Here is a 24,172-nt window from a genome sequence, read left to right as displayed (position 1 = left end):
GGCGAAATCGGGCCTTAATCAACCAGGAAATAGTCGATACTGGAGACAACACGCACGGTTTTGGCGATCTGATCGGATTCGGAAATGCCCGGCGCCTGGTCCCGGGCGAGGATCTGGAAGACCCCCTGATTGGCCCTCTTGATGCCGCCGAGCTTGCTGCCCGAATCCTCGGCAAAGCTCTGCGCCGCCTCGCGGGCCCGCGCGGTTGCCTCATCCAGCATTTCCGGCTTCAACTCGGCCAGCGACTTGAAAAGATAGATGGGCTGCGAGGGGCCCATGTCGGAGGAAAGAATCACCCCCCTTTCCACCAGATCGGAGGCGGAACGCGCCGCCTCGGCCACCTTCTCCACATCCTGAGAGCGCAGCATCAAAAGCTGGGAAATGATAAAGCGGTTCTCGATGGGGCCGGAGCGGTAAGGCTGGGCGGCGACATCGGTGACTTGCGGGCTTTGCAGCTCGATATTGGCCGCCTCGAAACCGTAATCCGCCAGGAAATCGCGGATCGTTTTCGCATCGGCGCGGATTTTTCCCTGCACTTGGCCGAGATCGTTGCCGGTCGCCACGAAACGGATCGGCCAGAAGGCAAGGTCCGCCGTCACATTGCGCTCTGAAAGCCCTTTGACCGAGACGACCCGGTTGCCCATATGCGCATCGTAATAACCGGTGCCGATGAAATAGCCGCCGGCGGCAACGCCAAGCCCGATAAGGGCGCCTGCAATGATGGAAAGCGGTGAGCCAGCCATGAACGTCTCCAGTAAATCCCCAAAACCGGAATGAGTTTAGCCGGTAAAATGCGGCGGGACTAAGACAGCGCCTATTCTTCTTTCTCGCCGAAACGGGCTTTGATCTGCGCGGCAAGATCATCGCGCACCTTGCGGTAGGCCTCGATCACCTGATCGCGCGAGCCTTGCACCGCCGTCGGGTCATAGGTCGGCCAATATTCCACCTCAAGCGCCTCGGTGCGGGTCAGCTCCACCGCCTTGTGCTGGGCTTCGGGGGTCAGCGAGATGACGATATCGAAGGAAGTGTCCTGCAATTCCTCGAAGCTCTTGGGCTCATGATCCTCGATGGGCAGGCCGATTTCGGCCATCACCGCCATGGCGAAAGGATCGGGATAGCCGGCGCGCACGCCGACCGAATCCACGAAAATCCGGTCGCCGAAATAATGCTTCATCAGCGCTTCGGCCATGGGCGAGCGGACCGCATTGAGATTGCATGCGAAAAGCACCGCTGTCGGGCGGGTTTTGACAGGTGTTTCCACCATCACCGCCTATCCTTTGATGTGAAGCACACAGATCAGCGTGAAAAGACGCCGGGCCGTGTCGAAATCGACCGACACTTTACCGTCCAACCGGTCCTTCAAAAGCTGCGAGCCTTCATTGTGAAGGCCGCGGCGGCCCATATCGATCGCCTCGATCTGCGCGGGCGCCGCCGTTTTGATAGCGTCGTAATAGCTCTCGCAGATCAGGAAATAGTCCTTGATGATCTTGCGGAAGGGCGTGAGGGAGAGCATGAGGCGGCCATGTTCGCTGCCATCTTCCAGGCGGATATCGAAGACCAGACGGTTCTCCTCGATCGCCAGATGCAGCTTGTAAGGCCCGCCCTCGCTGCCCTCAGGGCGGAATAGGTTTTCTTCCAGAAGATCGTAAATGGCGACCTTGCGCTCATGCTCCACATCCGGGCTGCGGCGCACCACCGTGCGTTCGTCCAGCACAAGATCGACGATGCGGTAACGCGCGCGCTCCGCCTCGCTCATCGTCAGGTCTTCACCCTCTGCCGACTCTCCCGTCATGCGGTCACTCTAAGGCCGATCCGCGCCGATGGCGAGGGGCTGATGCTTCCCCGCGCCGCGGCGGATCGATTTATTTGTTGAGGCGGATGGAAACGGAGCGGCCATGGGCCTCCAGGCCTTCGGCCTCGGCGAGCGCCACGGCGGCCGGGCCGATGCGCCCGAGGGACTGCGCATCGCAGCGCACGTAAGAGGTGCGCTTCATGAAATCGAGCACCGAAAGGCCGGAAGAAAACCGCGCCGAGCGCGCCGTGGGCAGGACGTGGTTGGTGCCGGCGACATAATCGCCCACCGCTTCGGGCGTATAGCGCCCGAGGAAGACGGCACCCGCATTGCGGATGCGTGCCGCCAGCGCGTCGGGGTCGGCCACGGCAAGTTCAAGGTGCTCCGGCGCGAGCCGGTCCACAAGCGCTACCGCATCTTCCAGCTTATCGACCGTGATGATGGTGCCGAATTCCTCCCAGCTCGCGCGGGCAATCTTTTCGCGCGAGAGAAGCTTCAACTGCCCCTCGACCGCTTCTTCCACCGCCTTGGCGAAAGCCGCGTCATCGGTGATCAGAATGCTTTGGGAGGAGGCATCGTGCTCGGCCTGGCTCAAGAGGTCCGCAGCGATCCAGCCCGGATCGTTCTGAGCATCCGCGACGACAAGAATTTCCGAGGGCCCGGCAATCATGTCGATGCCTACCTGGCCGAAGACCTGGCGCTTGGCGGCGGCGACAAAAGCGTTTCCCGGCCCGACGATCTTATCGACGGGCGCGATGCTCTCGGTCCCATAGGCGAGAGCCGCCACGGCCTGCGCCCCGCCGATCCGGTAAACTTCACTGATCCCGGCAATGCGGGCCGCCGCAAGCACCAGCGGATTGACCACGCCGTCCGGCGTCGGCACCACCATGACGATGCGCTCGACCCCGGCGACCTTGGCCGGCACCGCGTTCATCAGCACCGAGCTTGGATAGGCCGCCGTGCCGCCCGGCACATAAAGCCCCGCCGCTTCCACCGCCGTCCAGCGATGGCCGAGCTCGACACCCGCCTCATCCGTAAAGCGGTCTTCGGCAGCGGGAAGCTGGCGGGCATGGAAAGCGCGGATACGCTCGGCGGCAAGCTTCAGTGCCTCCACCGTGGCGCTGTCGCATTTGGCTTCGGCTGCGGCCAAATCTTCCCCGGAAATCCGCAAGCCCGCCGCATCAAGCTCCAGCCGGTCGAACTTGGCCGTCAGCTCCACCAGCGCCGCATCGCCGCGCGCGCGCACATCTTCGATGATGGCGGCAACGGTTTTGTTCACATCTTCGGAGACTTCGCGCTTGGCATGAAGCACGGCTTGAAACGCGGTTTCAAAGTCCGGGGCGCTGGCTGCAAGGCGGAAGGTCATGGAAGCGGTCTTTCAAGTTTCTCTGGCAGGCAAGAATAAGAGGCTAACCGAACAAATAGGGCGGTAGGAACGAGGATCACGCGTCATCCTCATGGGAGGGCAGGTTCGGGGTTTCCCAGACCTCGCCCATGTCCCGAAGCTGGGCTTCCAGAGCCTCAACTTCAAGACGGATTTCCCCGTCGCCGGAAAAGGTGAGCACCACGGTGCCCGAAGGCGCCTCGCCTTCCTCGAAGGCAATGGAGAGGAGATTGAGCACGCCGTCCGGATTGTCTTGGCGGATTTTGCGCGATTTCACCGAAAGCACATTGGAAAAATGAAGGCCGGTGCGCGCCCGCTCAAAAGTCTTGCGCCGCTTTTTGCCCGCCGCCACCTCTTCCCAGCGGAAACGGTTGAAAACGGCCGCGAAAATGCGCGAGCCGGGCAGATAGGTCAGATCACCCACAAGGCCCACCGCGTCCTGCAGATAGGCGGCGATCACTTCCAGATCTTCCTTGTCCTCGGCAATCAGCTTGAGCGCCTGCATGGCTCTTCCTTGTTCCAGTCGTTTAGGTGGCGTTTATTTCAGCCGCTCGATCCGTGCGCCGCAGCGCCCGAGCTTATCCTCGATCCGCTCGAAACCCCGGTCGAGATGATACACCCGGTTGATAATGGTTTCGCCCTCTGCCGCCAATCCTGCAATGACAAGCGCGGCGGAGGCGCGCAGGTCCGAGGCCATGACGGGGGCGCCTTTCAGCTTTTTCACCCCGTGCACGATGGCTTTATCCCCGTGCAGCGAGATATTGGCGCCGAAGCGCGCCAGTTCCTGCACATGCATGAAGCGGTTCTCGAAAATCGTCTCGGTGATTTCCGCTTCCCCTTCCGCGCAGGTCATCAAGGTCATGAACTGGGCCTGGAGGTCGGTCGGAAAGCCGGGATAGACTTGGGTGACGACATCCACCGCCTGAAGGCGCGAGCCATTGCGCCGGACGGTGATTTCATCGTCCTTGACCAGCGCTTCGACACCGGCAGCCCGCATCACGGTCAAAGCCGCCTCGATCGTGTCGGGCCGCGTGCCCGTCAGCGTCACCTCGCCGCCGGTCATGGCGGCGGCCATGGCATAAGAGCCCGTCTCGATCCGGTCCGGCAGCACTTTGTGGGTGGCGCCGTGGAGCCTCTCCACGCCCTCGATACGGATGGACGAAGTCCCTGCCCCTTCGATCTTCGCGCCCATGGCGTTCAGACATTCGGCAAGATCGGCGACTTCGGGCTCGCGGGCAGCGTTTTCCAGCGTGGTGACGCCCTTGGCAAGGGCGGCTGCCATCATCAGCGTATGGGTGGCGCCCACGGAGACGAGAGGTGAGCGGATCACCGCGCCTTGAAGTCCACCTTTGGGCGCGCGGGCAATGACATAACCTTCGTCCAGCTCGATCTCGCAGCCCATTTTCTCAAGGCCCTTGATGTAAAGATCGACGGGGCGCGCGCCGATGGCGCAGCCGCCGGGCAGCGAGACTTTCGCCTCCCCGAAACGGGCAACGAGGGGCCCAAGCACCCAAAAGCTCGCGCGCATCTTCGAGACAAGCTCATAAGAGGCCGTGGTGGAGGTGATATTGGCGGCGTTCAGCGTTAGCCGGTCCCCGCCGCTGCCATCGCCCGCGCGCGGCAGCTCTTCCAGCGCCGTTTCCACGCCAAGCTCGCTCAAAAGCCGGGCGAGCGTGCGCACATCCGTCAAACGCGGCAGGTTTTCCAGCACCAAAGGCTCATCGCTCGCCAGAGCCGCGGTCATCAGCGGCAGGGCGGCGTTCTTTGCCCCAGAAATCGCGATACGCCCCTTTAGCGGCTGGCCGCCTAGAATTCTGATTCTGTCCATTTAGTCCCCAATCGGGCGGGAAGGCCCCTTTCTGTCCTTATAGGAAGCCCGCGAGCGCCCCGCAAGGCGGCCCTCCCGGCATGCTTAAAGCCCGGCGCCCGGTGGACGGGGCCGCAACAGCAAAGAAGCGGAAAATTCGGGCAAGTCTATGGCGGCCTAGTCTTAAGGGATCAGTCTGGAAGGGCTTAGTCTGGGGCGCCCTTCCCGGCCTTACCGGGCGCAGGCTCTTCCGCCGCCTCCTGCTTGCGCCCGCGCGCCTGCGCCTTACGGCGGCGCAGATTGGCCCGCAAGGCTTCTTCCAGGCGGCGCTGCTTTTCATTTTGGTCGGCTTTGCTCGGCATACCCGCTCCGGATAGGGAACCCTATTTAACCCATTTCTCCCCTGATTTGCCGCCAGATTAAGCCTCGGTCAAGAGGTGCGATCCATACTTGCGCTCGGGGCGGCCCTGTGGCAGTTTCCGCCCCGCTGAACGCCCTGCCTTGCAGCGGTTTCCGGCGCCCTCGTAGCTCAGGGGTAGAGCACTCCCTTGGTAAGGGAGAGGTCGAGTGTTCAATTCACTCCGAGGGCACCATCTTTTCCGTTCGGCATCCCACAAATCGGCCTAAAGACCGGCGCGATTTCTGCCCCCGGCAGGCCAGGCAGGCCCGACCCGGTTCGGCGGCGGATCGCCGCTTTTATCATGCGCCCTTTATTCTGCGCCAGGAGCCTTCCTTGACCGACGATTTTGCCTCCCGCCTGAAAACCGAATGGTTCGGCAATATCCGCAATGACGTCCTCGCGGGCCTCGTGGTGGCGCTGGCGCTTATTCCCGAAGCCATCGCCTTTTCCATCATTGCCGGGGTGGACCCCAAGGTCGGGCTCTATGCCTCCTTTTCCATTGCCGTTCTCGTGGCGATCACGGGCGGGCGGCCGGGCATGATTTCAGCGGCAACGGCGGCCACCGCGGTTTTGATGGTGACACTCGTCAAGGATCATGGGCTGCAATATCTCCTCGCCGCCACGGTTCTGGCCGGTGTGCTGCAAATCGGCGCGGGCCTTTTGAAGCTCGGCTATGCCATGCGTTTCGTTTCCAAATCCGTGATGACGGGCTTTGTGAACGCGCTCGCCATTCTGATTTTCATGGCGCAGCTGCCCGAGCTGACCAATGTGCCCTGGCTGACTTATGTGATGGTGGCAGGGGGCCTTGCGATCATCTATCTCCTGCCGCGCCTGACGAAGGCGGTGCCCTCGCCGCTTATCTGCATTCTCGTGCTCACCGCTATCTCGCTTTATTTCGGGCTCGAGCTGCGCACCGTCGGGGATATGGGCGAGCTGCCTTCCACCCTTCCCGTCTTCATGCTGCCGGACGTACCGCTCAATCTTGAAACCTTCATGATCATCCTGCCTTATTCGGCAGCCGTTGCCGTGGTCGGCCTTCTGGAATCGCTGATGACGGCGAGCATCGTCGATGATCTGACCGACACGCGCTCGGACAAGAACCGCGAATGCGTCGGCCAGGGCGTCGCCAATGTCGCGACCGGTTTCATCGGGGGCATGGCGGGCTGCGCGATGATCGGCCAATCGGTGATCAACGTGAAATCGGGCGGGCGCGGGCGGCTCTCCTGTTTCTGTGCCGGCGTTTTTCTGCTCTTCATGATCGTCGTGCTGGGCGACTGGGTGGCCATTATTCCCATGGCAGCCCTTGTGGCGATCATGATCATGGTGTCGATCGGCACGTTCAACTGGGGCTCACTCGCCAATCTCAAAACACATCCGCGTTCCTCGAGTATCGTGATGCTCGCCACCGTCATCTTCGTGGTCGCAACGCATAATCTGGCCATCGGCGTCTTGGTCGGCGTGCTTTTGTCGGGGATTTTCTTTGCCTGGAAAATCTCGCAAATCTTCCGTGTCACCTCCGCGCTTTCCGCTGACGGCACGCATCGCACATACACCGTCGAAGGGCAGGTGTTTTTTGCTTCAGCGGATGATTTTCTGGCCGCCTTCGACTTCAAGGAAGTGCTGGATAAAGTCACGATCGACCTCAGCCGCGCCCATATCTGGGATATTTCCAGCGTGGCGGCCATCGACATGGCCGTGTTGAAGTTCCGCCGCGAAGGGGCGAAAGTCGATCTTATCGGCATGAACGAGGCAAGCGAGACCATCGTCGACAGGCTTGCCCTTCACGACAAGCCCGGCGCGCTCGAGCGCCTGATGGGCCATTAGGGGGAAAAATGAAAAAACTCATGGCCCTGATCGACGGATCGGTCTATTCGCGCAGTGTCTGCGATCACGCCGCCTGGGTTTCCCGGCGCACAGGCGCTGAGGTGGAGCTCTTTCATGTGCTCGGCCGGCGGGATGTGGCCAGCAGCACAGCCGATTTCAGCGGCAGCCTCGATGCCGATGCGCGCGACACATTGCTTGCCGAGCTTGCCGAGCTCGACGAGCAGAAGTCCCGCTTCGCCCAGCGCCGCGGCCGGCTCATCCTCGACGAGGCCCGCAAGCGCCTGGAAGAAGACGGCGTGCGCGAAGCTGCCGTCAAACTGCGCCACGGTGATGTAGTGGAGACGGTTCAGGAATTCGAAAAAGATGCCGATCTCATCGTCATCGGCAAGCGCGGCGAGGCGGCGGATTTTGCCACGCTGCATCTCGGCTCGAACCTGGAACGCGTGGTGCGGGCCAGCCAGAGGCCGGTGCTCGTTGCCGCCCGCGCCTTTCAGCCCATCGGCCGTATTCTCGTGGCTTTCGACGGCGGTCCGAGCGCCCTTAAAGCCATCAATTACATTGCCGAAAGCGATCTTTTCAAAGGTCTCCATTGCACGCTGTTGACCGTGGGCACCGAGACGGACGAGAACCGGCGCCGGCTTGAAGATGCCGCTCATCAATTGCGCGCGGCGGGCCTTGAGACCGAACACGCCATTCTTCCCGGCCAGGCGGACAGCGTGATCGCGGATAAAGTGGCAAGCGACAAGATCGACCTCGTCGTCATGGGCGCCTATGGCCACTCACGTATCCGCAACCTCATTATCGGCAGCACGACGACGGAAATGATCCGCTCCTGCAAAGTGCCGATCCTGCTTTTCCGCTAAGGCAGCAGACATAAAAAAGGCGCCAGGGTTCGGCGCCTTTTTTCTACGAGACAGAAAATGGTCAAGCGGTGCGCTTGATAAACCCGTCGATCAGCTCCACCAGCTCGGCGGGCTTGTCTTCCTGAAGGAAGTGGCCGCCGCCCTCGATCGTGACATGGGGCTGACCTTTGGCGCCCGGCACCCGCTCCTGGAAAATTTTATCCCCGCCTTTCGTCACCGGGTCCTGATCGGAGAACGCCGTCAGGAACGGTTTCTCGAAGGCTTCGAGCACTTTCCAAGCAGCCTTGTTTTCCTCAACCGAGGGATGTTCGGGCGTGATGGGGACAAGCGCCGGGAAGCGCCGCGCGCCCGCCTTGAAACTTTCATCCGGGAACGGCGCGTCATAGGCTTTCTTATCAGCCTCTGAAAAATCGCGCACGCTTCCGCCATTCACGATATCGGCGACCGGCAGGACCGGCGTGCTCTGGCTGAAATCGAGCCACTGTTTGAAGGCTTCGCTCCAGCCCGTGCCGATGGGAAGGCCGGTATTGGCAACGACGACGCGGGCGAAACGCTCAGGAAACGCCGCCACGAGACGCAGGCCGATGAGCCCGCCCCAATCCTGACAGAAAAGCGTGATGTTTTTCAGGTCGAGCCCGGTCAGCCAATCGCTCATCCAGGCGACATGGCGCTCGAACGTATAATCTTCCTGCTCGGCGGGTTTGTCCGACTTGCCAAAACCGATGAGATCGGGCGCGAGCACCCGGTGCCCCTTTTCCGCAAGCCCCCTCACCATATGCCGGTAAAGGAACGACCAGGAGGGCTCGCCATGCATCAGGAGCACGGGGGCGGCGTCTTTCGGTCCTTCTTCCACATAATGCAGACGCAGCGGCGTACCGTCCGCATCCTTGAATTCATGATAATGCGGTGTGAAGGGATAATCCTCCAGCCCCTCGAAACATGCATCCGGCGTTCTGAGAACTTTCACCGGCTCCTCCCTGTTTTCGCTTTTGCGTTTCTTTTCAGCTTGCGCCGGAGATGGCCCGGCAGCAAGTGCCGGCCGCCTTGGGGGCAGACCGGACTTGCATAGAAGTTTAACGTGAAAAGAAGGGAGACTTCATCACGATTATGCCAGAGGTGTCGAAGTCTCGTGGCTTTTGACCTTGCCTTGCATTTTATCGACCGCGTCCTTCATTTGCCGTTTGGCCGCCAGAAAGGCGTGATGCACGGCCACTTGCGGGTCGTCATGGGCTTTTTCGGGCGAATGCGCACCATCGATAATGACTTGCTTGCCGCCGGGGAGATTGATCTGCAACCGGGCGGTGAAAGGACCGGGTTTATGTTTTTGTCCGGGAGGGGTCGCCACCACAACGCGGCAACTCGTGAAGCGCCCGAAAATTTTCTCCAGCGCTTCTACCTCTTCATGAATGCGTTCACGCAACGCTTCGGATGCATCCAGATGATCGAACACAACTTCGACGGTTGCTTGCATGGCGATCTCCTTCCTGGCCTTGATAAGAACCCCTCTATAGGAGCTAAGGGTAGCTTAACCGAAATCAATGGCGGGGCGATTGATCTTTGTCATCTGAACGCCAATTGCGCGGCAAAGGGACCAAAGTGAACCGGAAGGGGGATGGACACGTAAACCTAACATCATGTTCAGGAGCCCCCATATGCGCCGCTTTCCCGCAAGCCCAGGTGCTCAGAAGTTAGTATTAACTTTTCTGACCGTTTTTCTGCTGCAAATTTCCCCTGCGCAGGCGGCAAAGGAGCCCGGCGCCCTTCCCCCTGCCTATGATTTCGCCATCGAGATGGACGGGCGCGATGTCGGCCGTCACACGATCGCCTTTGAAGAGATCGGCGATGAGCTGCACGTCCATATCAATATCGATATCGAGGTTTCATTCGGGCCCATCACTTTTTTCAGATACGCCCATGAAAACCACGAGATCTGGAAAGACGGCCGGCTTATCTCGCTCGAAACGAAAACCGACGATGACGGCACGCTTTACGAAGTAAGCGCCAAAGCGAGCGAAGAAGGCCTTGCCGTTGAAGGTCCATCGGGCTCATTCACCGCCCCTGCCGGCATTTTGCCCACCAGCTATTGGCGCCCCGAGACGACGGAAAAGACGCAGCTGCTCGACACCCAGCGCGGCCGCCTGATCGAGGTGAAAAGCGCAAAGGCGGGGGAAGAGGTGCTGCAATTGCCGCAAGGGGCAAAGAGTGCCGAGCGCTACACAGTGACCGGCGATCTCAAGCTCGATCTTTGGTACGGCGAGGAAGGCACGCTGCTCAACATTGCCTTCAACGCGAAGGGCCGCTCCATAGCTTATGCGGTCAATGCGCTCGACTATCCCAAAATGCAGAAGGTGGCCCGAAATGCAGAAGGTGGCCCGCTATGAATAGCGAAACGCAAAGAAAAATCGCATGGATTACCGGCGCAAGTTCGGGCCTTGGCCGGGAGCTCGCCCTGCTCATGGTACAGGAAGGCTGGAACGTTGCGATCAGCGCGCGGCGCGCCGAGGAGCTTGCAGCCGTTGCCGCCGAAGCGCGCGGTTATCTCGGCCGGATATTACCCGTGCCGCTCGACACCACCGACGCGGCAAGCGTGAAAGCGGGGGTGGAGCGCATCGAAAAGGAATTCGGGCCCATCGATCTTGCCGTCTTCAATGCCGGCACCCATCACCCGATGCTGGCCGAAGAGATTACCGCAGAGGCCGCAGGCACGCTCATTGACGTCAATCTGAAAGGCACCGCCAATTGCCTTGCCGCCGTGCTGCCTTTCTTCCTGGAACGTAAAGCCGGGCATCTTGCTTTTGTTGCCTCGATGTCGAGCTACCGGGGCCTTCCCACCGCCGCCATTTACGGAGCGACGAAAGCCGGCATCGTGAATATGGCCGAAGCCCTGCAGCCGGATCTGAAGCGCAGCGGCATCAAGGTGCAAGTCGTCAATCCGGGTTTCGTAAAAACACCGCTGACGGATAAGAACGAATTTCCCATGCCCTTCCTGATGGAAGCGGACGAGGCGGCGCGCGCTTTTTATAAGGGGCTGCAAAGCGAGAAATTCGAGATCATGTTTCCGAAGATTTTCGGGCGGATCATGAAGGTGCTGCGCCTTCTGCCCGCCTCGCTTGCCTTGAAACTGACGGCGCGCGCTATTCCGAAGGAAAAACCCGGCGCGGCACAAACGCTGCGACCGCCAAAAGCAAAAGCGCTCAGGAAACGCGCTTGACCGCCTGATAGGCTTCGAGCGCCCTGTCCCGCGCCTCGAAATGATCGACGACGGGGGCGGGATAATCGCGCCCGATCTTGATGCCTGCTTTTTCAAGTGCCGCTTCCGGCGCTTCCCAGGGCCGGTGAATGTGTTTGTCATCGAGCCCGGCAAGCTCCGGCACCCATTTGCGGATATAAGCACCCTTGGGATCGAACTTTTCACTCTGAAGCACCGGATTGAAGATGCGGAAATAGGGCGAGGCATCGGCGCCCGAACCTGCCACCCACTGCCAGCTTGCATAATTATTGGCAAGGTCGGCATCGGCCAGCGTATCCCAGAACCAGTCCGCCCCTTCCTTCCAATGCACCAGCAAATCCTTGATTAGAAAAGAAGCGGCAATCATGCGCACACGGTTATGCATCCAGCCCGTGTGCCAAAGCTCGCGCATGCCCGCATCGACAATGGGATAGCCGGTCTTGCCCGCGCACCAGGCTTTGAAGCCTTTCTCATCCTTTGCCCAGGGAAAGGCATCGAAGGCGCTCTTCCAGTTTTCGCTCTCAAGCGAGGGCCAGTGATAGAGAAGATTGTGGGAGAAATCCCGCCAGGCGAGCTCGCGCAGGAATGCCGTGCCCGATTTCGTTTGCATGGCATCGGAGGCAAAAGCCGCCTCCGTCGCCGACCAGACCTGCCTGGGACCGATCTCCCCCCAATGCAGATGCGGCGAAAGACGCGAGGTGGCGGGCTGCGCAGGCAAGTCGCGTTTGGCCGGATACTCCCGCAAATGCTCATCCAGAAAGGCGGCAAGCCGCGCCCGCGCGCCTTCCTCTCCCGGCTGCCAGGCTTCTTTGAGGCCGCCCGCCCAATCGGGCTTTGACGGGAGCAGCGCGAAGGTTTCAAGCGCCTCGTCCTCTACTTTGGGACCCGCCACCAGTTCTTCCGGCGCAGGCAGGGGTGCGGGAATGGTTTTCTGCTGCAGCGCTTTCCAGAAAGGCGTGAAGACTTTGAAAGGCTCACCCGTCTTCGTCGCAATCTCCCACGGCTCGCACAGAAGCGCGGCGTTGAAGCTCTTTACCTCCAAGCCCTTTTCTTTCATCGCGTCTTTTATTTTTTTATCCCGCGCAATGGCGGCGGGCTCATAGCAGCGGTTCCAGTAAAGCGCGCGGGCACCTGTTTCCGCGGCAAGCTCTTCGAGAATGGGACCGGCAGCCCCGCGCTTTAACAGCAGCGGCACGCCGTGCTTTTCAAGCGCCGCGCCAAGCGCGGCAAGGGAATGATGCAGCCACCAGCGCGAGGCGCCGCCCAGCCGCATCACTTCTTCATCCAGAATGAAAATGCAAAGAAGCGGCGTGCCGCTGTGAGCCGCCGCCCGGAGCGCCGGATTGTCTTTCAGGCGCAGGTCCTGCCGGAACCACATAATGGCTGGGGAGGCAGGCCGGGCGGCGGCGTCGGGGGACTTAACCATCGTGTCGGCTCGCAGTTGAAATCACTGCAAGCTTCTACGAAAGGGGCGCCCGCGCGGTTTACCCGTGCGGCGCCCAAAACCCTGGCTCTCAGTAAGGCACATCCCCATTGATGGTGATGCGGTGCATGCGCCGGTATTGCGGATAATAATCCGCCACGGCGTAGTGCTGGGTTGCCCGGTTGTCCCAGATCGCGACCGAGCCCTTTTCCCATTTAAAGCGCACCTGAAATTCCGGCGTTTTGACCTTCTCATAGAGGAATTTGAGAATCGCCGCGCTTTCATCGAGCGGCAGCCCTTCGATATGAGTCGTAAAGGTGGAATTGACGAAGAGCGCCTTCTTGCCGGTCTCCGGGTGCGTGCGGATCACGGGATGGGATTGCGGGGGATAGAGCTTCAGCACGTCCATCATTTTTTCCGCATCCTGCGAGGTCTCGTAATTACCCGAGTTCGCGAAGACCGCGATGGAATGCACGGCGCGCAGGCCTTCCAGCATTTTCTGCATGGAAGGGGAGAGCGCCTCGTAAAGCGCGGTCATGCTTGCCCACATCGTGTCGCCGCCGGAAACGGGAATTTCCGCGCCGTAAAGCACCGAGCCGAGCGGCGGCTTGTCGCGCCAGGTGACATCCGTGTGCCAGATATTCGTTTCCGGCGGCCGGTTCTCGTCATTTTCCAGCACGGCTATTTGCGGATGGCTTTCGATTTTCGGGAAAATCGGATGCGGGGGCTCCAGCTCGCCGAAAATGCCCGCAAGGCGCATATGGCTGTCCGGGTCGAGCTCCTGGCCGCGGAAAAAGATCACCTGATGATCGAGCAGCGCCTGCTTGATCCCGGCAACGGTGCGCTCACCCAGCGGTTTTGACAGGTCCAGCCCGTGAATTTCCGCCCCGATGACGGGGTTCATGGGCACGGTTTCGAATGGGGCGTTTTGCATGATGTCCTCCCGGCTCTCCAACCGGTTTCATGCTGCCTCGTCCAGTTTTATCATTCCAATTGAAGTTTTGTATGAGTATTATTGATTCTATGAATTTAAGATCTGTCGATCTCAATCTCCTGACAATATTCGACGCCATCATGGCCGAGCGCCATATGACGCGGGCGGCCAGCCGCCTCGGCATGACGCAGCCGGCCATTTCCAACGCGCTCTCCCGGCTGCGGGCCCTGACGGGCGACCCGCTTTTCGTGCGCACGGCCCAAGGCATGGCACCGACGCCGCGGGCGAAGAGCCTTGCCCCGCAAATCCATCAGGCGCTGGAGACGATCCGCATGAGCCTGGAGGAGCGCAGCAGCTTCGACCCGGCCACGGCGAGCCGCACTTTTACGCTGGCCGTCGGCGACTATGTGGAAGCGATGCTGATGCCCGCCCTCGTCAAGCGCCTGCGGGACCTTGGCCCCGGCACCCATCTCGTGCTGCAACCGCAGGCCGGCGCGACGCTCGAAAAAGAGCTGAAAGAAGGCACGGTCGATCTCGTCTGGGACAGCATGCCCATCGACCGGCCGGGCTTTGAGAGCGAAGAGATTTTTGCCGACGGGATCACCTGCGTGATGGCGGCAGGGCACCGCCATGCGAAAGACGAATTAACCGCCGAGCTTTATGCCGCGCTCGACCATGTGCGCCTGACGCCCACGCACACTTATGTGCATACATTCGATGAATTTGCCCGCCGCCAGGGCATCAAGCGCAACTTTGCGGTGGAGGTGCCGCGGCTCTTATCCATGCTCTTCATGGTGGCGGAGACGGACCTTGCCGCCACGGTGCCGGCCCGTGTCGCCCGGCGCTTTGCCCCGCTGCTCGATCTTACGCTCAAGCCCGTGCCGATGGACCTGCCGAAATCCTATTTCTATCAAAGCTGGCACAGCTCGCAGAATACCGATCCCGGCCATCAATGGCTGCGCGCGGCGCTGAAGGACATTACAGAGGCCGCTTATCACGCCTCACCGTAAAAGACGCGAATCTGCATCCAGGCTTCTTCCGCGCTTTCCACGTAAGAGACGAGATTGCGCTCGGCCTCCGTGATCATGCCCTCCTCGACCATGACATCGAAATTGAGAACCCGGTCCCAATAATCCCGGCCGAACAGGATGACCGGCATATGCGGCATCTTCTGCGTCTGGATCAGTGTGAGCGCATCGAAAAGCTCGTCCAGCGTGCCGAAACCGCCCGGGAAGATGACAAGCGCCTTGGCCCGCATCAGAAAATGCATCTTGCGCAGCGCGAAATAATGAAAACGGAAGGATAAATCCGGCGGCACATAAGGGTTGGGCACCTGCTCGCGCGGCAGCACGATGTTGAAGCCGATCGAATCGGCATCCGCCTCATGCGCGCCCCTGTTCGCCGCCTCCATGATGCCGGGCCCGCCGCCCGTCGCCATCACATAATCGCTGATCGCCCCTTCCTGGGAAGCCTCGGAGACCATCTGCGCAAAGCGCCGTGCTTCTTCATAATAGCGGCTATTGGCGGCCCGGCGCCGCGCACGGGCAGCTTCCACCGCATCGCCGCTTTCCTCGCATTCGCGGCAATGAGCCTCGGCCTTCTCCGGCGCCGGGACACGCGCAGAACCGAAGACCACGATGGTCGAGCGGATGCCGTGCTCTTCCAAGAGAAGCTCCGGCTTGAGCAGTTCGAGCTGCAAGCGCACAGGACGCAGCTCCTCGCGCATCATGAAATCTGGATCGAGAAATCCGAGCCGGTAAGCCGCCGACCGGGTTTGCGGTGTATCGGGCGGCGGTCCGGGGATATCTTCGCGGCTCACGGCAATACCTCTTTCTTCGTCGGTCATGTCAGAGCGGGATAACCCTCGCGGGTTTCCTCTCCCTGCCCCAATGGTGTTAAACTCGCAGGAATTGGAGGCCGGAGGAAGCCTCAAAGGGAGGGGATCTATGAATGCGGGGGAAAAGGCAGCTGCCAAAAAGGCTGCCGGACATCATGCCGATTACTGGCCGCGCACACGCCGGCTGATGCTCATCACCATCGCTATTTGGGCCGTGCTCGGCTTCGGCATCCATTTCTTCGTCACGGTATTTAACGACATCGTTATTCTGGGCTTTCCGCTCGGCTTTTATCTTGCCGCCCAAGGCGCGCTGATCGGCTTCGTGGTGCTGATCTTCTGGTTCTCGCGCAAGCAGGAAGAGCTTGATAGCCGCTACGGCATGGCGGAGGATGAGTGATGGCCGAGCAAGACACCTCCCGCGACTTCACCAGCAATATCGGCCGCATCTATCTCGTCTATACGGGCGGGTTTGCCGCGTTCGTGCTGTTTCTGGCCGCGCTCGAGCAGTTCGGCGTATCGAACCAGGTGATCGGCTATCTCTTCGTCTTCTTCACCCTCGCCATCTATGCCGGGATCGGCATTCTCTCGCGCACCATGCAGGTGGGCGAATATTATGTAGCGGGAAGGCGCGTACCTGCCGTCTATAACGGCATGGCCACAGCCTCGGACTGGATGAGCGGGGCCTCCTTCGTCGGCATGGCCGGCACGCTTTATGTGCTCGGCTATGACGGGCTTGCCTTCGTCATCGGCTGGACGGGCGGCTATGTGCTCGTCGCCGTGCTCGTTGCCCCTTATTTGCGCAAGTTCGGTGCTTACACGATCCCCGATTTTCTGGGCGCGCGGTACGGCGGGCATATGGCGCGCACGATCGGCATTCTCATTCTTTTCTGCTGCTCTTTTACTTATGTGACCGCGCAGATTTATGCGACGGGCATCATCGCCTCGCGCTTTTTGGGCATGAGTTTCGAGCTTGCGGTCTTTGTCGGCCTTCTCGGCATTCTCGTCTGCTCGATGCTGGGGGGCATGCGGGCCGTGACCTGGACGCAGGTTGCCCAATATATCGTGCTCATCGTCGCTTATCTCGTGCCCGTCATTCTGCTAGCGCAAATGACGACGGGCGTGCCGGTGCCGCAGGTCATGTATGGGGAAATCCTGCAGGAGATCACGGCGCTCGAAACCAGCCTTGTCGAAAAGGGCCTGGCTAGAGCCTCCGAAATCACCCCGCATCTCCAGCCTTATTCCAGCTATGACATGCTGAACTTTTTCGCGCTGGTGCTTTGCCTGATGGTGGGCACAGCCTCGCTGCCGCATATTCTGATGCGCTATTTCACGACGCCCAGCGTCAAGGATGCGCGCCGCTCGGTCGGCTGGAGCCTGCTCTTCATCTTCTTTCTTTATTTCACGGCGCCTGCCTATGCCGCCTTTGCGAAGCTCGAGATTTACCAGAACGTCATCGGCGCGCCGCTCGAAGAGCTGCCGAAATGGATATACACCTATGGCCAGATCGGGCTCGTCAAAATCTGCGGTATCGAAGCGACGACACTGGAAGCGGTGCGCGCCGCCTGCCTTGCCAAGGGCGATACGACGGGCATTCTTTCCTTCTCGGATTTTTCCATCAACCGGGACGTGATCGTCATCGCAACGCCGGAGATTGCAGGCCTGCCTTATGTGGTGGCCGGGCTTGTCGCAGCGGGCGGGCTGGCCGCCGCGCTATCGACCGCCGACGGGCTGCTTCTCGCCATCGCCAATGCACTCAGCCACGACATTTATTACCGCATGGTGGACCCGAAAGCCTCCACGAAGCGGCGGCTCATCATTGCCCGTATCATGCTGGTGGGCGTCGCCGGTCTTGCGGCCTGGGTTGCTTCCACGAAACCTTCCGACATTTTGTCCATGGTGGCCTGGGCGTTCTCGCTCGCCGCGGCCGGGTTCTTTCCTGCCCTCGTGCTCGGCATCTGGTGGAAACGGGCTTCGGCGGCAGGCGCCATTGCCGGCATGGTGAGCGGCTTCGGTCTCACGCTATTTTATCTCATCGCCACGCAATATGGCGGCATGACGCCGTGGCTCGGCATTCAGAACATCTCGGCGGGTATTTTCGGCATGCCGCTCGGCTTTGCCGTGACCTGGGCCGTCAGCCTGATGACAGCCCCGCCCTCGCCCAAAACCGAAGCGATGATCGAAGCGATCCGCGTGCCCAAAGGCGGCACTTATATGGACAAGTGATCCCATGTTCGGCGGTTATGCAGCTTATCATCTGGGCAATTACGCCCTTGCCGTCCTCATGTATATGATGCTGGCACGGCTGCTCCTTTCCTTCTTCTTTGCGGAGGAGAGCCGGCAGGTGATCTGGGTCGCAACGCGCCAGCTCACCCAGCCTTTCATTGCAGCCGTGCGTGTCATCACACCGGGCTTCGTCATCCCTAAAGCCTTGCCGTTCATCGCCATTTTCTGGCTAGCGCTGGCACGCCTTCTTTTCTGGATATTGATGGCAGATGCCGGTCTTGCGCCGAGCCTCTCCGGCATTGCGCCGGCAGCTGGTTGACATCGCGCTTGGCGCGGGCGTTATGCTCAGCCTCGCTGCGCTTTTGCCGCTGCGGACAAGGGCGGCTTAAGGGTCTTTGCGGTCCTCGCCAGCCTCGCTGGGCGTTTCAGGCTCCGCTTCCTCCTGCACCTCCTGCTCATTGCGGCGCAGACGGCGGTTTAGCTGATCGGCACCGGCTCTGATGCGCGCATAAGTGCCGGGGTAGAGACTTTCGAGGGTGGCCGCAAAGCCTTCGAACTGCTGCTGACCCAAATCATGGAAGCGGCGCACCGTGGTCAGCCAGATCGGGCTGAGGATGAGCGAAAGCACGATGACGGACAGAGCAAGCTGATAACTGCCCAGATCAATGGCACCCGCGCTGAGGCCCGCCGCAGCGAGCACGAAGGAGAACTCCCCGATCTGCGCCATGACGACGCCCGCCACGAAAGCCTGCCGCCAGGGCTCGCCCAGCAGATAAAGGAAGGCGACATTCGCCGCCGTCTTGAAGGTCAGAATAAAGAGAACAAGCACGAGAATGATGGCGAGATTGTCCATGAAGAAGGACAGATCGATCAAAAGCCCGATCGAGAGGAAGAAGATCATCAAAAGGATTGCCTGGATCGGGTGCGTGTAATGAATGGCCTCGGAGCGGTCAGCGGAGGCGCCCATGATGAGCCCGGCCAGGAACGCGCCGTAGGAGGCGGAAAGGCCGAGCAGGGCCGCGCCGCTTGCAAAGACGAAACAAAAGGCGATGGCCGCAAGCGGGGCGACATCGGCATGTTTTTGCAAATAAGCGCTCCAAGGAAAGGAAATTCTTTCCCGGCGCGAGAGGAGCACGGCAATCCCCGCCATGATGGCAATGCCCGCCACGATTTTCAGAATGATCGCCCATGCCGGCGCGCCTTCCGCCGCCCCGCCCATGGACTGAATGACGAGCAGCATCGGAATGATGAGAAGGTCCTGGGCGATGAGCACACCGATCGTCGTGCGCCCCACATGGGTGCGCAATTCACCCGTTGCCTCCAGGATTTTGATGCCGACGGCGGTGCTCGAAAGCGAAAGCACGAAACCGATCAGCACGATACGGCTCGTATCCCAGCCGAGCAGCGCGCCGATCCCGTAGGCCAGCAACATGGCGGCGGAAGATTGCAGCACCGCGCAAGTGAGCGCGACTTTGTATATCTGCTTGAAGGTCTTGAGGCTAAGCTCCATGCCGATGGTAAAAAGGAGGAGCAACACGCCCATTTCGGCGAAAAGATGGATACCTTCCGAATTGCCGATCATGCCGAAGCCGGAGGGCCCGAGCACGACGCCCGCAAGGATATAGCCGACAATGGCCGGTTGGCGCAGGCGCATCATCGCAAAGCCGCAGGCAAGCGCGATCAGCGTCAAAAAGGTGATGGAGTTGAGATCGATGCCATGTTCCATGGCGCGCAGTCTAGCGGCGGCGCGCTGCGGTTTCCAGCGCGGGCATGAGGGCGGGAGGGAAAAGCGCTCCTCTCATAGCCGGGCCCAGGGCAGCACAATCTCCCCCCGCTCGCCTTTCTGGCGCCGCGCGCTGATGCGGTAAATCTTTTCAAGGTTCGCATCGCAGAGCACCTCGCCCGGCACGCCGAAAGCGGCAAGATGACCTTCATGTAAAAGCGCCAGGCGGTCGCAAAAGCGCGAGGCAAGCGAGAGATCATGCAGCACGGCGATGACCGAACGGCCCTCATCGGCAAACCCGCGCAGCACTTCCATGATCTGTAATTGATGATAAGGATCGAGCGAGGCGGTCGGCTCATCCACCAGCAGCACCGGCGCTTCCACAGCCAGCGCGCGGGCCAGCATGACGCGGGCCCGCTCCCCGCCTGAAAGCCGCGTGACGGGCCGGTCCTTGAAGGCCATGACATCGGCGCGCTCCATGGCGCGCTGCACGGCGGCATCATCTTCCGCGCCGGGGCGCATGAAAGGTCCGAGATGGGGCAACCGGCCGAGCGCGACAAGCCGCTCGGCCAGAATCGGCCAGCGGCTTTCCGCCCCTTGCGCCAGATAGGAAAGACGGCGCGCCCGCTCCCGCCGGTCAAGGCTTGCCACAGGCTCTTCATCGATGAAGATATCGCCTTCATGGGGAATGAGCCCTGCGACGGCGCGCACGAGCGTCGTCTTGCCCGCCCCGTTCGGCCCGATGAGGCCCAGCACTTCGCCCTTTTGAAGCTCAAGCGACACACCGCGCAGGACGCGGCGCTCGTTCAGGGCGGCTTTCAGATTTTCGGTGCGCAGCGCCCTTACCATGCCGCCTCCCGCCGCGCTTTCAGCACGAGATAGAGAAAGAACGGCGCGCCCAGAAGCGCGGTGATGACGCCGAGTTTGAGCTCAAGCCCCGTCGGCGGCAGACGCACAACAATATCGGCGGCAAGGGTGAGCGCGGCGCCGGCAAGCGCGCTGGGCAGTAAAAGCCGCGCGGGGCTGTGGCCGACAAGCGGGCGCACGAGATGCGGCACGACAAGGCCGATAAAACCGACAACGCCCGTCACCGCCACGGCAGCGCCCACGGCAAGGGCGGTGCCCAGAATGACCCGCGCCTTTACCGAAGCCGGATTGAAGCCGAGGCTCGTTGCCGTATCCTCCCCCAGCGCATAGGCATCGAGGGCGCGGGCGGTGCTTGCAATGATAAGCGCGCCGAGCACCATGAAAGGAGCGGCAAAGAGCACATGTTCCATGGAGCGGTCGGCAAGCGAGCCCAGCATCCAGAAGACGATTTCAAGCGCAGCGTAAGGGCTCGGCGCAAGAGAAAGCGCGAGCGAGGTCAAGGCGCCGGCAAAAGCGGAAATGGCAACACCAGCCAGAATGAGCGTTGTCAGGCTCGGGTTGCGCCCGGCCAGCGCATAAAGAATGCCGAGCGCCAGGGCCGCGCCCGCAATGCCGCCCAGCGGCAGGCCGAGCATTCCCCCGCCGAGCGAGAAATAGAAAACACTGACCGCGCCGAGCGCCGCCCCGCTCGAGGCGCCGATGAGCCCCGGTTCTGCCAGCGGGTTTTGCAAGAGCCCCTGCAAGGCCGCACCGCAAAGCCCGAGGCTTGCCCCGACAAAAAGCCCGAGCAACGCGCGCGGCAGGCGGATGTCATAAAGAATGACGGCGAAGGTTTCCGGATCGAGCGCATAGGCCTCGCGAAAGGCGTCGGTCAAAAACGTACCGCCGCGGCCCATGGCAATGGAGGCGGCAAAGGCGGCGGCGACAAGCAGCGCCAAAGCGAGATTGAGTTTGAGGTTGGAACGGATCATTGCCGCGCCTCCTTCTCAAGCGGCGCGCGCGGCAGCGCGGCAAGCCGCTCTACGACACCTGCAATAAAAGGCGTGCCGCAGCTCCACATATCGGAAGGAATGGCAATACGCGCGCCTTCATGCGTCTTGTCGAAATGGCGCATGGCCGCATGATCGAGCAGCGCGCGGACAAGCGAGCGCTGCTGCAAGGCATCGGCGGAAACGATGATGTAATCGGGATCGGCGAGCAGTACTTCTTCGAGCGGCATATAGGCGCCGAGATCGTCCTTGGCGCCGGAAAGATTGGCGAGCCCCACATGCTCCAGCAATTCTTTCGTCAGCCCGCCATCGCCCGCTGCAAAGCCGCGCGGGCGGTAAACGATGACGCGGGCGCGCGGCGTGCTTTCCGGCCAGCGCGTCCCGGCCAGCACCGCATCGAAGCGGCGGATCGCCTCTTCACCCTCGTCGACACGCCCAAGAGCCTTTGCGATGCGGCGCAGATTGGCGCGGATATCGGCGAAGGATTGCGGGTCGCTCACTTTGACCGTCTTGATGCCCAGCTTTTCGAAAAGGCCGAGCTTCAAGGGCGAGGTAAACTCATGGGCAAGCACCAGATCGGGGTGCATGGCGATCAGCTCTTCAACTTCCCCCGCATTGGCATGGAGGGTCTTTGCTTTGTCGGCGATCGGGGAAAGCGAAGGGTCCTGCGCGAGAAAAGAAATAGAGCGCACCGTGCCGGGCTCTGCCAGCATCAACAGATAAATGTCGGAACAAAGATTGAGCGAGACGATGTTTTGCGGCGCCGGTGCTTCTTGCGCCCTTGCCTCAAACCAAGCAAAGGCGAAAAGCCATGCTGCCGCAACCAATCCTGACGTGAAAATCCGTGCCATATCCGCCTCGACGATGAAACCGGCGTCGCCGCAGCGGAACCCCGCATCCCCAAGCTCACCCGGCCCGGAGCGGACGACATGACGGCAGGTTTCCTGGCTTACGGGTCTGCACCCTTGCGCCTGCCTTCCCGGCCTTTGGCCAGTGGCAATGCGGCGCGGGCTCGCCGTTCACAGTTGCGGGGACAGCTCCGGCATTCCCGGATTCCCTTTTACCCCCTTGCGGGGCACCGTCGCGGCGCAGTCTAGTGCGCGTACCGGCAAGATGCAAAAGAAGCCTGATCCCTCAAATTTGACGGGAGGAAGGCTTCCGCCGCGCCCAAGGCAAAGCTAGGCTGCCACGGCGCCAATGAAGGCCGGACGATAAGAGCGGGCATCGGAGCAATGGAAACACAGGCCACGATCTCAACCTGGGCAGAGGAAACCTTTGGGCCCGTGGCGGCGCCCGAGCGCCTTGCCGAGCGCGCCATGCTGGAGCTTGAAGAGCTGCGCGCGGCATTAAGCTGCGGCAGCAAAGAGGACGCCGCGCATGAAATGGCCGACATCCTCATCCTGCTCTACCGGGCGGCGGAAGAAACGGGCATTGATCTCCACCGGGCCGTGAATGAGAAAATGGCGATCAACCGGGCGCGCAAATGGCGGGCGGCAGGAGACGGCACGGGCAGTCACGTCGCTTGACGTTCACGGGCGATCACGCCGCCTCACGGAGCCTTTAATTGCCCATGCCCCTTCTCCGGGTAGGCTTTTTCAATCACACACGAAAGCCCGGGAGAGCTTCATGACGCCGCAAGAACGCAGCCTCGTTCAAGAGTCCTTTGCCGCCGTGCGGCCGATTTCCGATCAGGCGGCCGCCATGTTTTACGACCGGCTCTTCACCATCGCGCCGGAGGTCAAGCCGCTCTTCAAAGGGGACATGAGCGAGCAGGGCAAGAAGCTGATGCAGATGCTCGCCGTCGCCGTGAACGGGCTGAACAATCTCGAAGCGATATTGCCCGCCGTTCAGGAGCTGGGGCGCAAACATGTGGATTACGGCGTCACCGCCGCCCATTACCAGCCGGTCGGCGAAGCGCTGCTCTGGACGCTGGAACAAGGCCTTGGCGATGCCTTCACCACGGAGACGAAAGCGGCCTGGGAGAAAACCTATGCCCTTCTCGCCGGCGCCATGATCGAGGCCGCGGAAGGCGCGAAGGCGTAAATTACGCGCCTCCGTGCCTTAACTCAGCACATCACTACTTAAGGCAGCAAGCAACACTTGGATGCCGAAGAAGACTTTGCCACCTTCGCCACCCCGCCAAGCTCAATAACGCGTGAAACCATGGCCCCCATTTCACGGGGGCTTGGGCGATGTGGCAACTTGGCTATCGTGTAGTGGTTCGTGCCATCATACCCTTCAACCCAGTATGCTTTTTTGAGCGTGTCTGACTTGGAAAGCTCTTGAAGAGCTTTGTCCTCACGCGGGTTATTCGTCAGGACAACGGAGAAAATTGGGGCTCCCGTCCCCGTCTGACGCAGTACCATTGCATGCATAATTTCAATGCGTCCGGTTCCTTCCTGCTCTGGTCGATAGGGGCGGTTCTTACTTTTTAAATCGAAATACTCGTGCAGGAAGATCGTCACAATCCCCCATTCCGACCGGCGATTGAAAAGGTCTACCAAGAAGTACCTTTGTCCGGTCACTTCCGGATCGGAAGATACAGACCATCCGTCATGTAGCCACGCGCGAACTTGTTCGATTTTCTCTTTGGATTGAAAGGCTTCTCCTTCGTCCGACGGCAGGCTGGCCAGTTCAACCAGCAGCCGCCCGCCCAGATCAATGTTTACGGGCCCTTCCGTCAGCTCCATTGCCGTACCAAGAAGACGTTTCACTTCGTCGTAGCGCTGCTCAAGACTGGCTTTCTGTGCCTGTTCAATGAGAGTGTCATAAGACTCGGCATAGGCAGGCGCGGGAGCAGCTGCCGGCAGCACCCAACATGCACACAACGCAAACGCCAACAACACCTGTTTCACAATTATATTGCTCATCTCTCGA

General features: G+C 60.8%; 27 protein-coding genes, 1 tRNA gene and 1 riboswitch. Of the genes, 11 read left to right on the top strand and 17 right to left on the bottom strand.

Annotation, left to right across the window (positions count from 1 at the left end; genetic code table 11):
* Positions 1–14: 14 nt before the first annotated feature.
* From M2A_RS15100 to M2A_RS18230, 7 genes are all read right to left on the bottom strand, one after another.
* A complete protein-coding gene (locus tag M2A_RS15100) occupies positions 15–743 on the bottom strand; it encodes an SIMPL domain-containing protein (protein ID WP_081875670.1) in 729 nt (242 codons plus the stop codon).
* 71 nt (positions 744–814) lie between these two features.
* Positions 815–1,264, bottom strand: coding sequence for an arsenate-mycothiol transferase ArsC (locus M2A_RS15095; RefSeq protein WP_045449208.1), 450 nt, complete (start codon positions 1,262–1,264; stop codon positions 815–817).
* A 6-nt stretch (positions 1,265–1,270) separates the two neighbouring features.
* A complete protein-coding gene (locus M2A_RS15090; protein WP_045449206.1) occupies positions 1,271–1,756 on the bottom strand; it encodes a UPF0262 family protein in 486 nt (161 codons plus the stop codon).
* A 106-nt stretch (positions 1,757–1,862) separates the two neighbouring features.
* A complete protein-coding gene (gene hisD, locus M2A_RS15085) occupies positions 1,863–3,158 on the bottom strand; it encodes a histidinol dehydrogenase (protein WP_045449203.1) in 1,296 nt (431 codons plus the stop codon).
* Positions 3,159–3,234: 76 nt separating this feature from the next.
* Positions 3,235–3,681: a DUF2948 family protein gene (locus M2A_RS15080; protein ID WP_045449201.1), complete on the bottom strand. Its 447-nt coding sequence runs from the start codon at positions 3,679–3,681 to the stop codon at positions 3,235–3,237.
* A 33-nt stretch (positions 3,682–3,714) separates the two neighbouring features.
* The gene (gene murA, locus M2A_RS15075; RefSeq protein ID WP_045449199.1) at positions 3,715–5,004 is read right to left on the bottom strand and encodes a UDP-N-acetylglucosamine 1-carboxyvinyltransferase; all 1,290 of its coding nucleotides are present in this window, start codon (positions 5,002–5,004) and stop codon (positions 3,715–3,717) included.
* Between the two features lie 185 nt (positions 5,005–5,189).
* Positions 5,190–5,345: a hypothetical protein gene (locus M2A_RS18230; RefSeq protein ID WP_197052964.1), complete on the bottom strand. Its 156-nt coding sequence runs from the start codon at positions 5,343–5,345 to the stop codon at positions 5,190–5,192.
* Between the two features lie 156 nt (positions 5,346–5,501).
* Between M2A_RS18230 and M2A_RS15070 the strand changes: the two genes are divergently transcribed.
* The 3 genes from M2A_RS15070 (at position 5,502) to M2A_RS15060 (ending at position 8,070) form a co-directional block, all read left to right on the top strand.
* Positions 5,502–5,576: transfer RNA gene (locus M2A_RS15070), tRNA-Thr, on the top strand.
* A gap of 140 nt (positions 5,577–5,716) precedes the next feature.
* Positions 5,717–7,207 (top strand): SulP family inorganic anion transporter, encoded by a 1,491-nt coding sequence (locus M2A_RS15065; protein WP_210164856.1) that lies wholly within the window; start codon positions 5,717–5,719, stop codon positions 7,205–7,207.
* Between the two features lie 8 nt (positions 7,208–7,215).
* Positions 7,216–8,070, top strand: coding sequence for a universal stress protein (locus M2A_RS15060; RefSeq protein WP_045449197.1), 855 nt, complete (start codon positions 7,216–7,218; stop codon positions 8,068–8,070).
* A gap of 61 nt (positions 8,071–8,131) precedes the next feature.
* Here the strand turns inward: M2A_RS15060 and M2A_RS15055 are convergent, their stop codons facing one another.
* Positions 8,132–9,037, bottom strand: a complete 906-nt coding sequence (locus M2A_RS15055; protein WP_045449195.1) for a haloalkane dehalogenase — start codon at positions 9,035–9,037, stop codon at positions 8,132–8,134.
* Positions 9,038–9,175: 138 nt separating this feature from the next.
* The gene (locus M2A_RS15050; RefSeq protein WP_052379532.1) at positions 9,176–9,541 is read right to left on the bottom strand and encodes an HPF/RaiA family ribosome-associated protein; all 366 of its coding nucleotides are present in this window, start codon (positions 9,539–9,541) and stop codon (positions 9,176–9,178) included.
* A gap of 181 nt (positions 9,542–9,722) precedes the next feature.
* Here M2A_RS15050 and M2A_RS15045 point away from each other — a divergent pair, with 181 nt between their 5' ends.
* Positions 9,723–10,451, top strand: coding sequence for a DUF6134 family protein (locus tag M2A_RS15045; RefSeq protein WP_045449193.1), 729 nt, complete (start codon positions 9,723–9,725; stop codon positions 10,449–10,451).
* Entirely contained in the window at positions 10,448–11,281 is an 834-nt protein-coding gene (locus tag M2A_RS15040; RefSeq protein WP_045449191.1) for an SDR family NAD(P)-dependent oxidoreductase, read from the top strand. Before M2A_RS15045 ends, M2A_RS15040 begins: the two co-directional genes overlap by 4 nt.
* On the opposite strand, the gene M2A_RS15035 is transcribed toward M2A_RS15040, so the two are convergent.
* Together M2A_RS15035 and tauD are read right to left on the bottom strand one after the other, a co-directional pair.
* A complete protein-coding gene (locus tag M2A_RS15035) occupies positions 11,265–12,725 on the bottom strand; it encodes a cryptochrome/photolyase family protein (protein WP_045449189.1) in 1,461 nt (486 codons plus the stop codon). The genes M2A_RS15040 and M2A_RS15035 overlap by 17 nt on opposite strands.
* An 88-nt stretch (positions 12,726–12,813) precedes the next feature.
* A complete protein-coding gene (gene tauD / locus M2A_RS15030; protein ID WP_045449251.1) occupies positions 12,814–13,656 on the bottom strand; it encodes a taurine dioxygenase in 843 nt (280 codons plus the stop codon).
* A gap of 89 nt (positions 13,657–13,745) precedes the next feature.
* Between tauD and M2A_RS15025 the strand changes: the two genes are divergently transcribed.
* Entirely contained in the window at positions 13,746–14,666 is a 921-nt protein-coding gene (locus M2A_RS15025; protein ID WP_045449187.1) for a LysR substrate-binding domain-containing protein, read from the top strand.
* Here M2A_RS15025 and M2A_RS15020 read toward each other — a convergent pair.
* Positions 14,651–15,475, bottom strand: coding sequence for an LOG family protein (locus tag M2A_RS15020; RefSeq protein WP_197052963.1), 825 nt, complete (start codon positions 15,473–15,475; stop codon positions 14,651–14,653). The two genes, M2A_RS15025 and M2A_RS15020, sit on opposite strands and share 16 nt — an antisense overlap.
* A 127-nt stretch (positions 15,476–15,602) precedes the next feature.
* Here M2A_RS15020 and M2A_RS15015 point away from each other — a divergent pair, with 127 nt between their 5' ends.
* Genes M2A_RS15015 through M2A_RS15005 form a run of 3 tightly spaced genes read left to right on the top strand, consistent with a single transcriptional unit; the run spans position 15,603 to position 18,035 of the window.
* Positions 15,603–15,890, top strand: a complete 288-nt coding sequence (locus M2A_RS15015) for a DUF4212 domain-containing protein (protein WP_045449182.1) — start codon at positions 15,603–15,605, stop codon at positions 15,888–15,890.
* The gene (locus M2A_RS15010) at positions 15,890–17,716 is read left to right on the top strand and encodes a sodium:solute symporter family protein (RefSeq protein WP_045449180.1); all 1,827 of its coding nucleotides are present in this window, start codon (positions 15,890–15,892) and stop codon (positions 17,714–17,716) included. The genes M2A_RS15015 and M2A_RS15010 overlap by 1 nt, the downstream gene beginning before the upstream one ends.
* Before the next feature lie 4 nt (positions 17,717–17,720).
* Entirely contained in the window at positions 17,721–18,035 is a 315-nt protein-coding gene (locus M2A_RS15005) for a hypothetical protein (RefSeq protein WP_045449179.1), read from the top strand.
* Between the two features lie 66 nt (positions 18,036–18,101).
* Here the strand turns inward: M2A_RS15005 and M2A_RS15000 are convergent, their stop codons facing one another.
* The 4 genes from M2A_RS15000 to M2A_RS14985 form a co-directional block, all read right to left on the bottom strand.
* Positions 18,102–19,442: a cation:proton antiporter gene (locus M2A_RS15000; protein WP_045449177.1), complete on the bottom strand. Its 1,341-nt coding sequence runs from the start codon at positions 19,440–19,442 to the stop codon at positions 18,102–18,104.
* 72 nt (positions 19,443–19,514) lie between these two features.
* On the bottom strand, positions 19,515–20,288 hold the full coding sequence (locus M2A_RS14995) for an ABC transporter ATP-binding protein (protein WP_045449174.1): 774 nt from the start codon (positions 20,286–20,288) through the stop codon (positions 19,515–19,517).
* Entirely contained in the window at positions 20,282–21,277 is a 996-nt protein-coding gene (locus tag M2A_RS14990; RefSeq protein WP_045449170.1) for a FecCD family ABC transporter permease, read from the bottom strand. The genes M2A_RS14995 and M2A_RS14990 overlap by 7 nt, the downstream gene beginning before the upstream one ends.
* On the bottom strand, positions 21,274–22,146 hold the full coding sequence (locus M2A_RS14985; RefSeq protein ID WP_081875675.1) for an ABC transporter substrate-binding protein: 873 nt from the start codon (positions 22,144–22,146) through the stop codon (positions 21,274–21,276). Before M2A_RS14985 ends, M2A_RS14990 begins: the two co-directional genes overlap by 4 nt.
* 66 nt (positions 22,147–22,212) lie before the next feature.
* Positions 22,213–22,393, bottom strand: a riboswitch (cobalamin riboswitch).
* 134 nt (positions 22,394–22,527) lie between these two features.
* Here M2A_RS14985 and M2A_RS14980 point away from each other — a divergent pair.
* Together M2A_RS14980 and M2A_RS14975 are read left to right on the top strand one after the other, a co-directional pair.
* The gene (locus tag M2A_RS14980) at positions 22,528–22,821 is read left to right on the top strand and encodes a dATP/dGTP pyrophosphohydrolase domain-containing protein (protein WP_045449164.1); all 294 of its coding nucleotides are present in this window, start codon (positions 22,528–22,530) and stop codon (positions 22,819–22,821) included.
* A 100-nt stretch (positions 22,822–22,921) separates the two neighbouring features.
* Complete coding sequence (locus M2A_RS14975) at positions 22,922–23,338, top strand: globin family protein (RefSeq protein ID WP_045449161.1); 417 nt, start codon at positions 22,922–22,924, stop codon at positions 23,336–23,338.
* Positions 23,339–23,376: 38 nt separating this feature from the next.
* Here M2A_RS14975 and M2A_RS14970 read toward each other — a convergent pair.
* Positions 23,377–24,172: hypothetical protein (locus M2A_RS14970; protein ID WP_045449157.1), on the bottom strand; the 796-nt coding region annotated here is incomplete at its 5' end.

Origin of the sequence: Tepidicaulis marinus, assembly GCF_000739695.1 — a bacterium.
GTDB classification, from domain to species: domain Bacteria; phylum Pseudomonadota; class Alphaproteobacteria; order Parvibaculales; family Parvibaculaceae; genus Tepidicaulis; species Tepidicaulis marinus.
This window is presented reverse-complemented; position numbering and strand designations above follow the sequence as displayed.

Bases quoted from the DNA above. Each gene is read 5' to 3' on its own strand.
- M2A_RS15090 (WP_045449206.1), bottom strand. From the start codon at position 1,756: ATGAGCGAGGCGGAGCGCGCGCGTTACCGCATCGTCGATCTTGTGCTG.
- M2A_RS15040 (WP_045449191.1), top strand. From the start codon at position 10,448: ATGAATAGCGAAACGCAAAGAAAAATCGCATGGATTACCGGCGCAAGT.
- M2A_RS15100 (WP_081875670.1), bottom strand. From the start codon at position 743: ATGGCTGGCTCACCGCTTTCCATCATTGCAGGCGCCCTTATCGGGCTT.
- M2A_RS15010 (WP_045449180.1), top strand. From the start codon at position 15,890: ATGGCCGAGCAAGACACCTCCCGCGACTTCACCAGCAATATCGGCCGC.
- M2A_RS14975 (WP_045449161.1), top strand. From the start codon at position 22,922: ATGACGCCGCAAGAACGCAGCCTCGTTCAAGAGTCCTTTGCCGCCGTG.
- M2A_RS15000 (WP_045449177.1), bottom strand. From the start codon at position 19,442: ATGGAACATGGCATCGATCTCAACTCCATCACCTTTTTGACGCTGATC.
- M2A_RS15080 (WP_045449201.1), bottom strand. From the start codon at position 3,681: ATGCAGGCGCTCAAGCTGATTGCCGAGGACAAGGAAGATCTGGAAGTG.
- M2A_RS15045 (WP_045449193.1), top strand. From the start codon at position 9,723: ATGCGCCGCTTTCCCGCAAGCCCAGGTGCTCAGAAGTTAGTATTAACT.
- M2A_RS18230 (WP_197052964.1), bottom strand. From the start codon at position 5,345: ATGCCGAGCAAAGCCGACCAAAATGAAAAGCAGCGCCGCCTGGAAGAA.
- M2A_RS14980 (WP_045449164.1), top strand. From the start codon at position 22,528: ATGGAAACACAGGCCACGATCTCAACCTGGGCAGAGGAAACCTTTGGG.
- M2A_RS15060 (WP_045449197.1), top strand. From the start codon at position 7,216: ATGAAAAAACTCATGGCCCTGATCGACGGATCGGTCTATTCGCGCAGT.
- M2A_RS15035 (WP_045449189.1), bottom strand. From the start codon at position 12,725: ATGGTTAAGTCCCCCGACGCCGCCGCCCGGCCTGCCTCCCCAGCCATT.
- M2A_RS14985 (WP_081875675.1), bottom strand. From the start codon at position 22,146: ATGGCACGGATTTTCACGTCAGGATTGGTTGCGGCAGCATGGCTTTTC.
- M2A_RS15050 (WP_052379532.1), bottom strand. From the start codon at position 9,541: ATGCAAGCAACCGTCGAAGTTGTGTTCGATCATCTGGATGCATCCGAA.
- hisD (WP_045449203.1), bottom strand. From the start codon at position 3,158: ATGACCTTCCGCCTTGCAGCCAGCGCCCCGGACTTTGAAACCGCGTTT.
- tauD (WP_045449251.1), bottom strand. From the start codon at position 13,656: ATGCAAAACGCCCCATTCGAAACCGTGCCCATGAACCCCGTCATCGGG.
- M2A_RS14995 (WP_045449174.1), bottom strand. From the start codon at position 20,288: ATGGTAAGGGCGCTGCGCACCGAAAATCTGAAAGCCGCCCTGAACGAG.
- M2A_RS15015 (WP_045449182.1), top strand. From the start codon at position 15,603: ATGAATGCGGGGGAAAAGGCAGCTGCCAAAAAGGCTGCCGGACATCAT.
- murA (WP_045449199.1), bottom strand. From the start codon at position 5,004: ATGGACAGAATCAGAATTCTAGGCGGCCAGCCGCTAAAGGGGCGTATC.
- M2A_RS15095 (WP_045449208.1), bottom strand. From the start codon at position 1,264: ATGGTGGAAACACCTGTCAAAACCCGCCCGACAGCGGTGCTTTTCGCA.
- M2A_RS15005 (WP_045449179.1), top strand. From the start codon at position 17,721: ATGTTCGGCGGTTATGCAGCTTATCATCTGGGCAATTACGCCCTTGCC.
- M2A_RS14990 (WP_045449170.1), bottom strand. From the start codon at position 21,277: ATGATCCGTTCCAACCTCAAACTCAATCTCGCTTTGGCGCTGCTTGTC.
- M2A_RS15025 (WP_045449187.1), top strand. From the start codon at position 13,746: ATGAATTTAAGATCTGTCGATCTCAATCTCCTGACAATATTCGACGCC.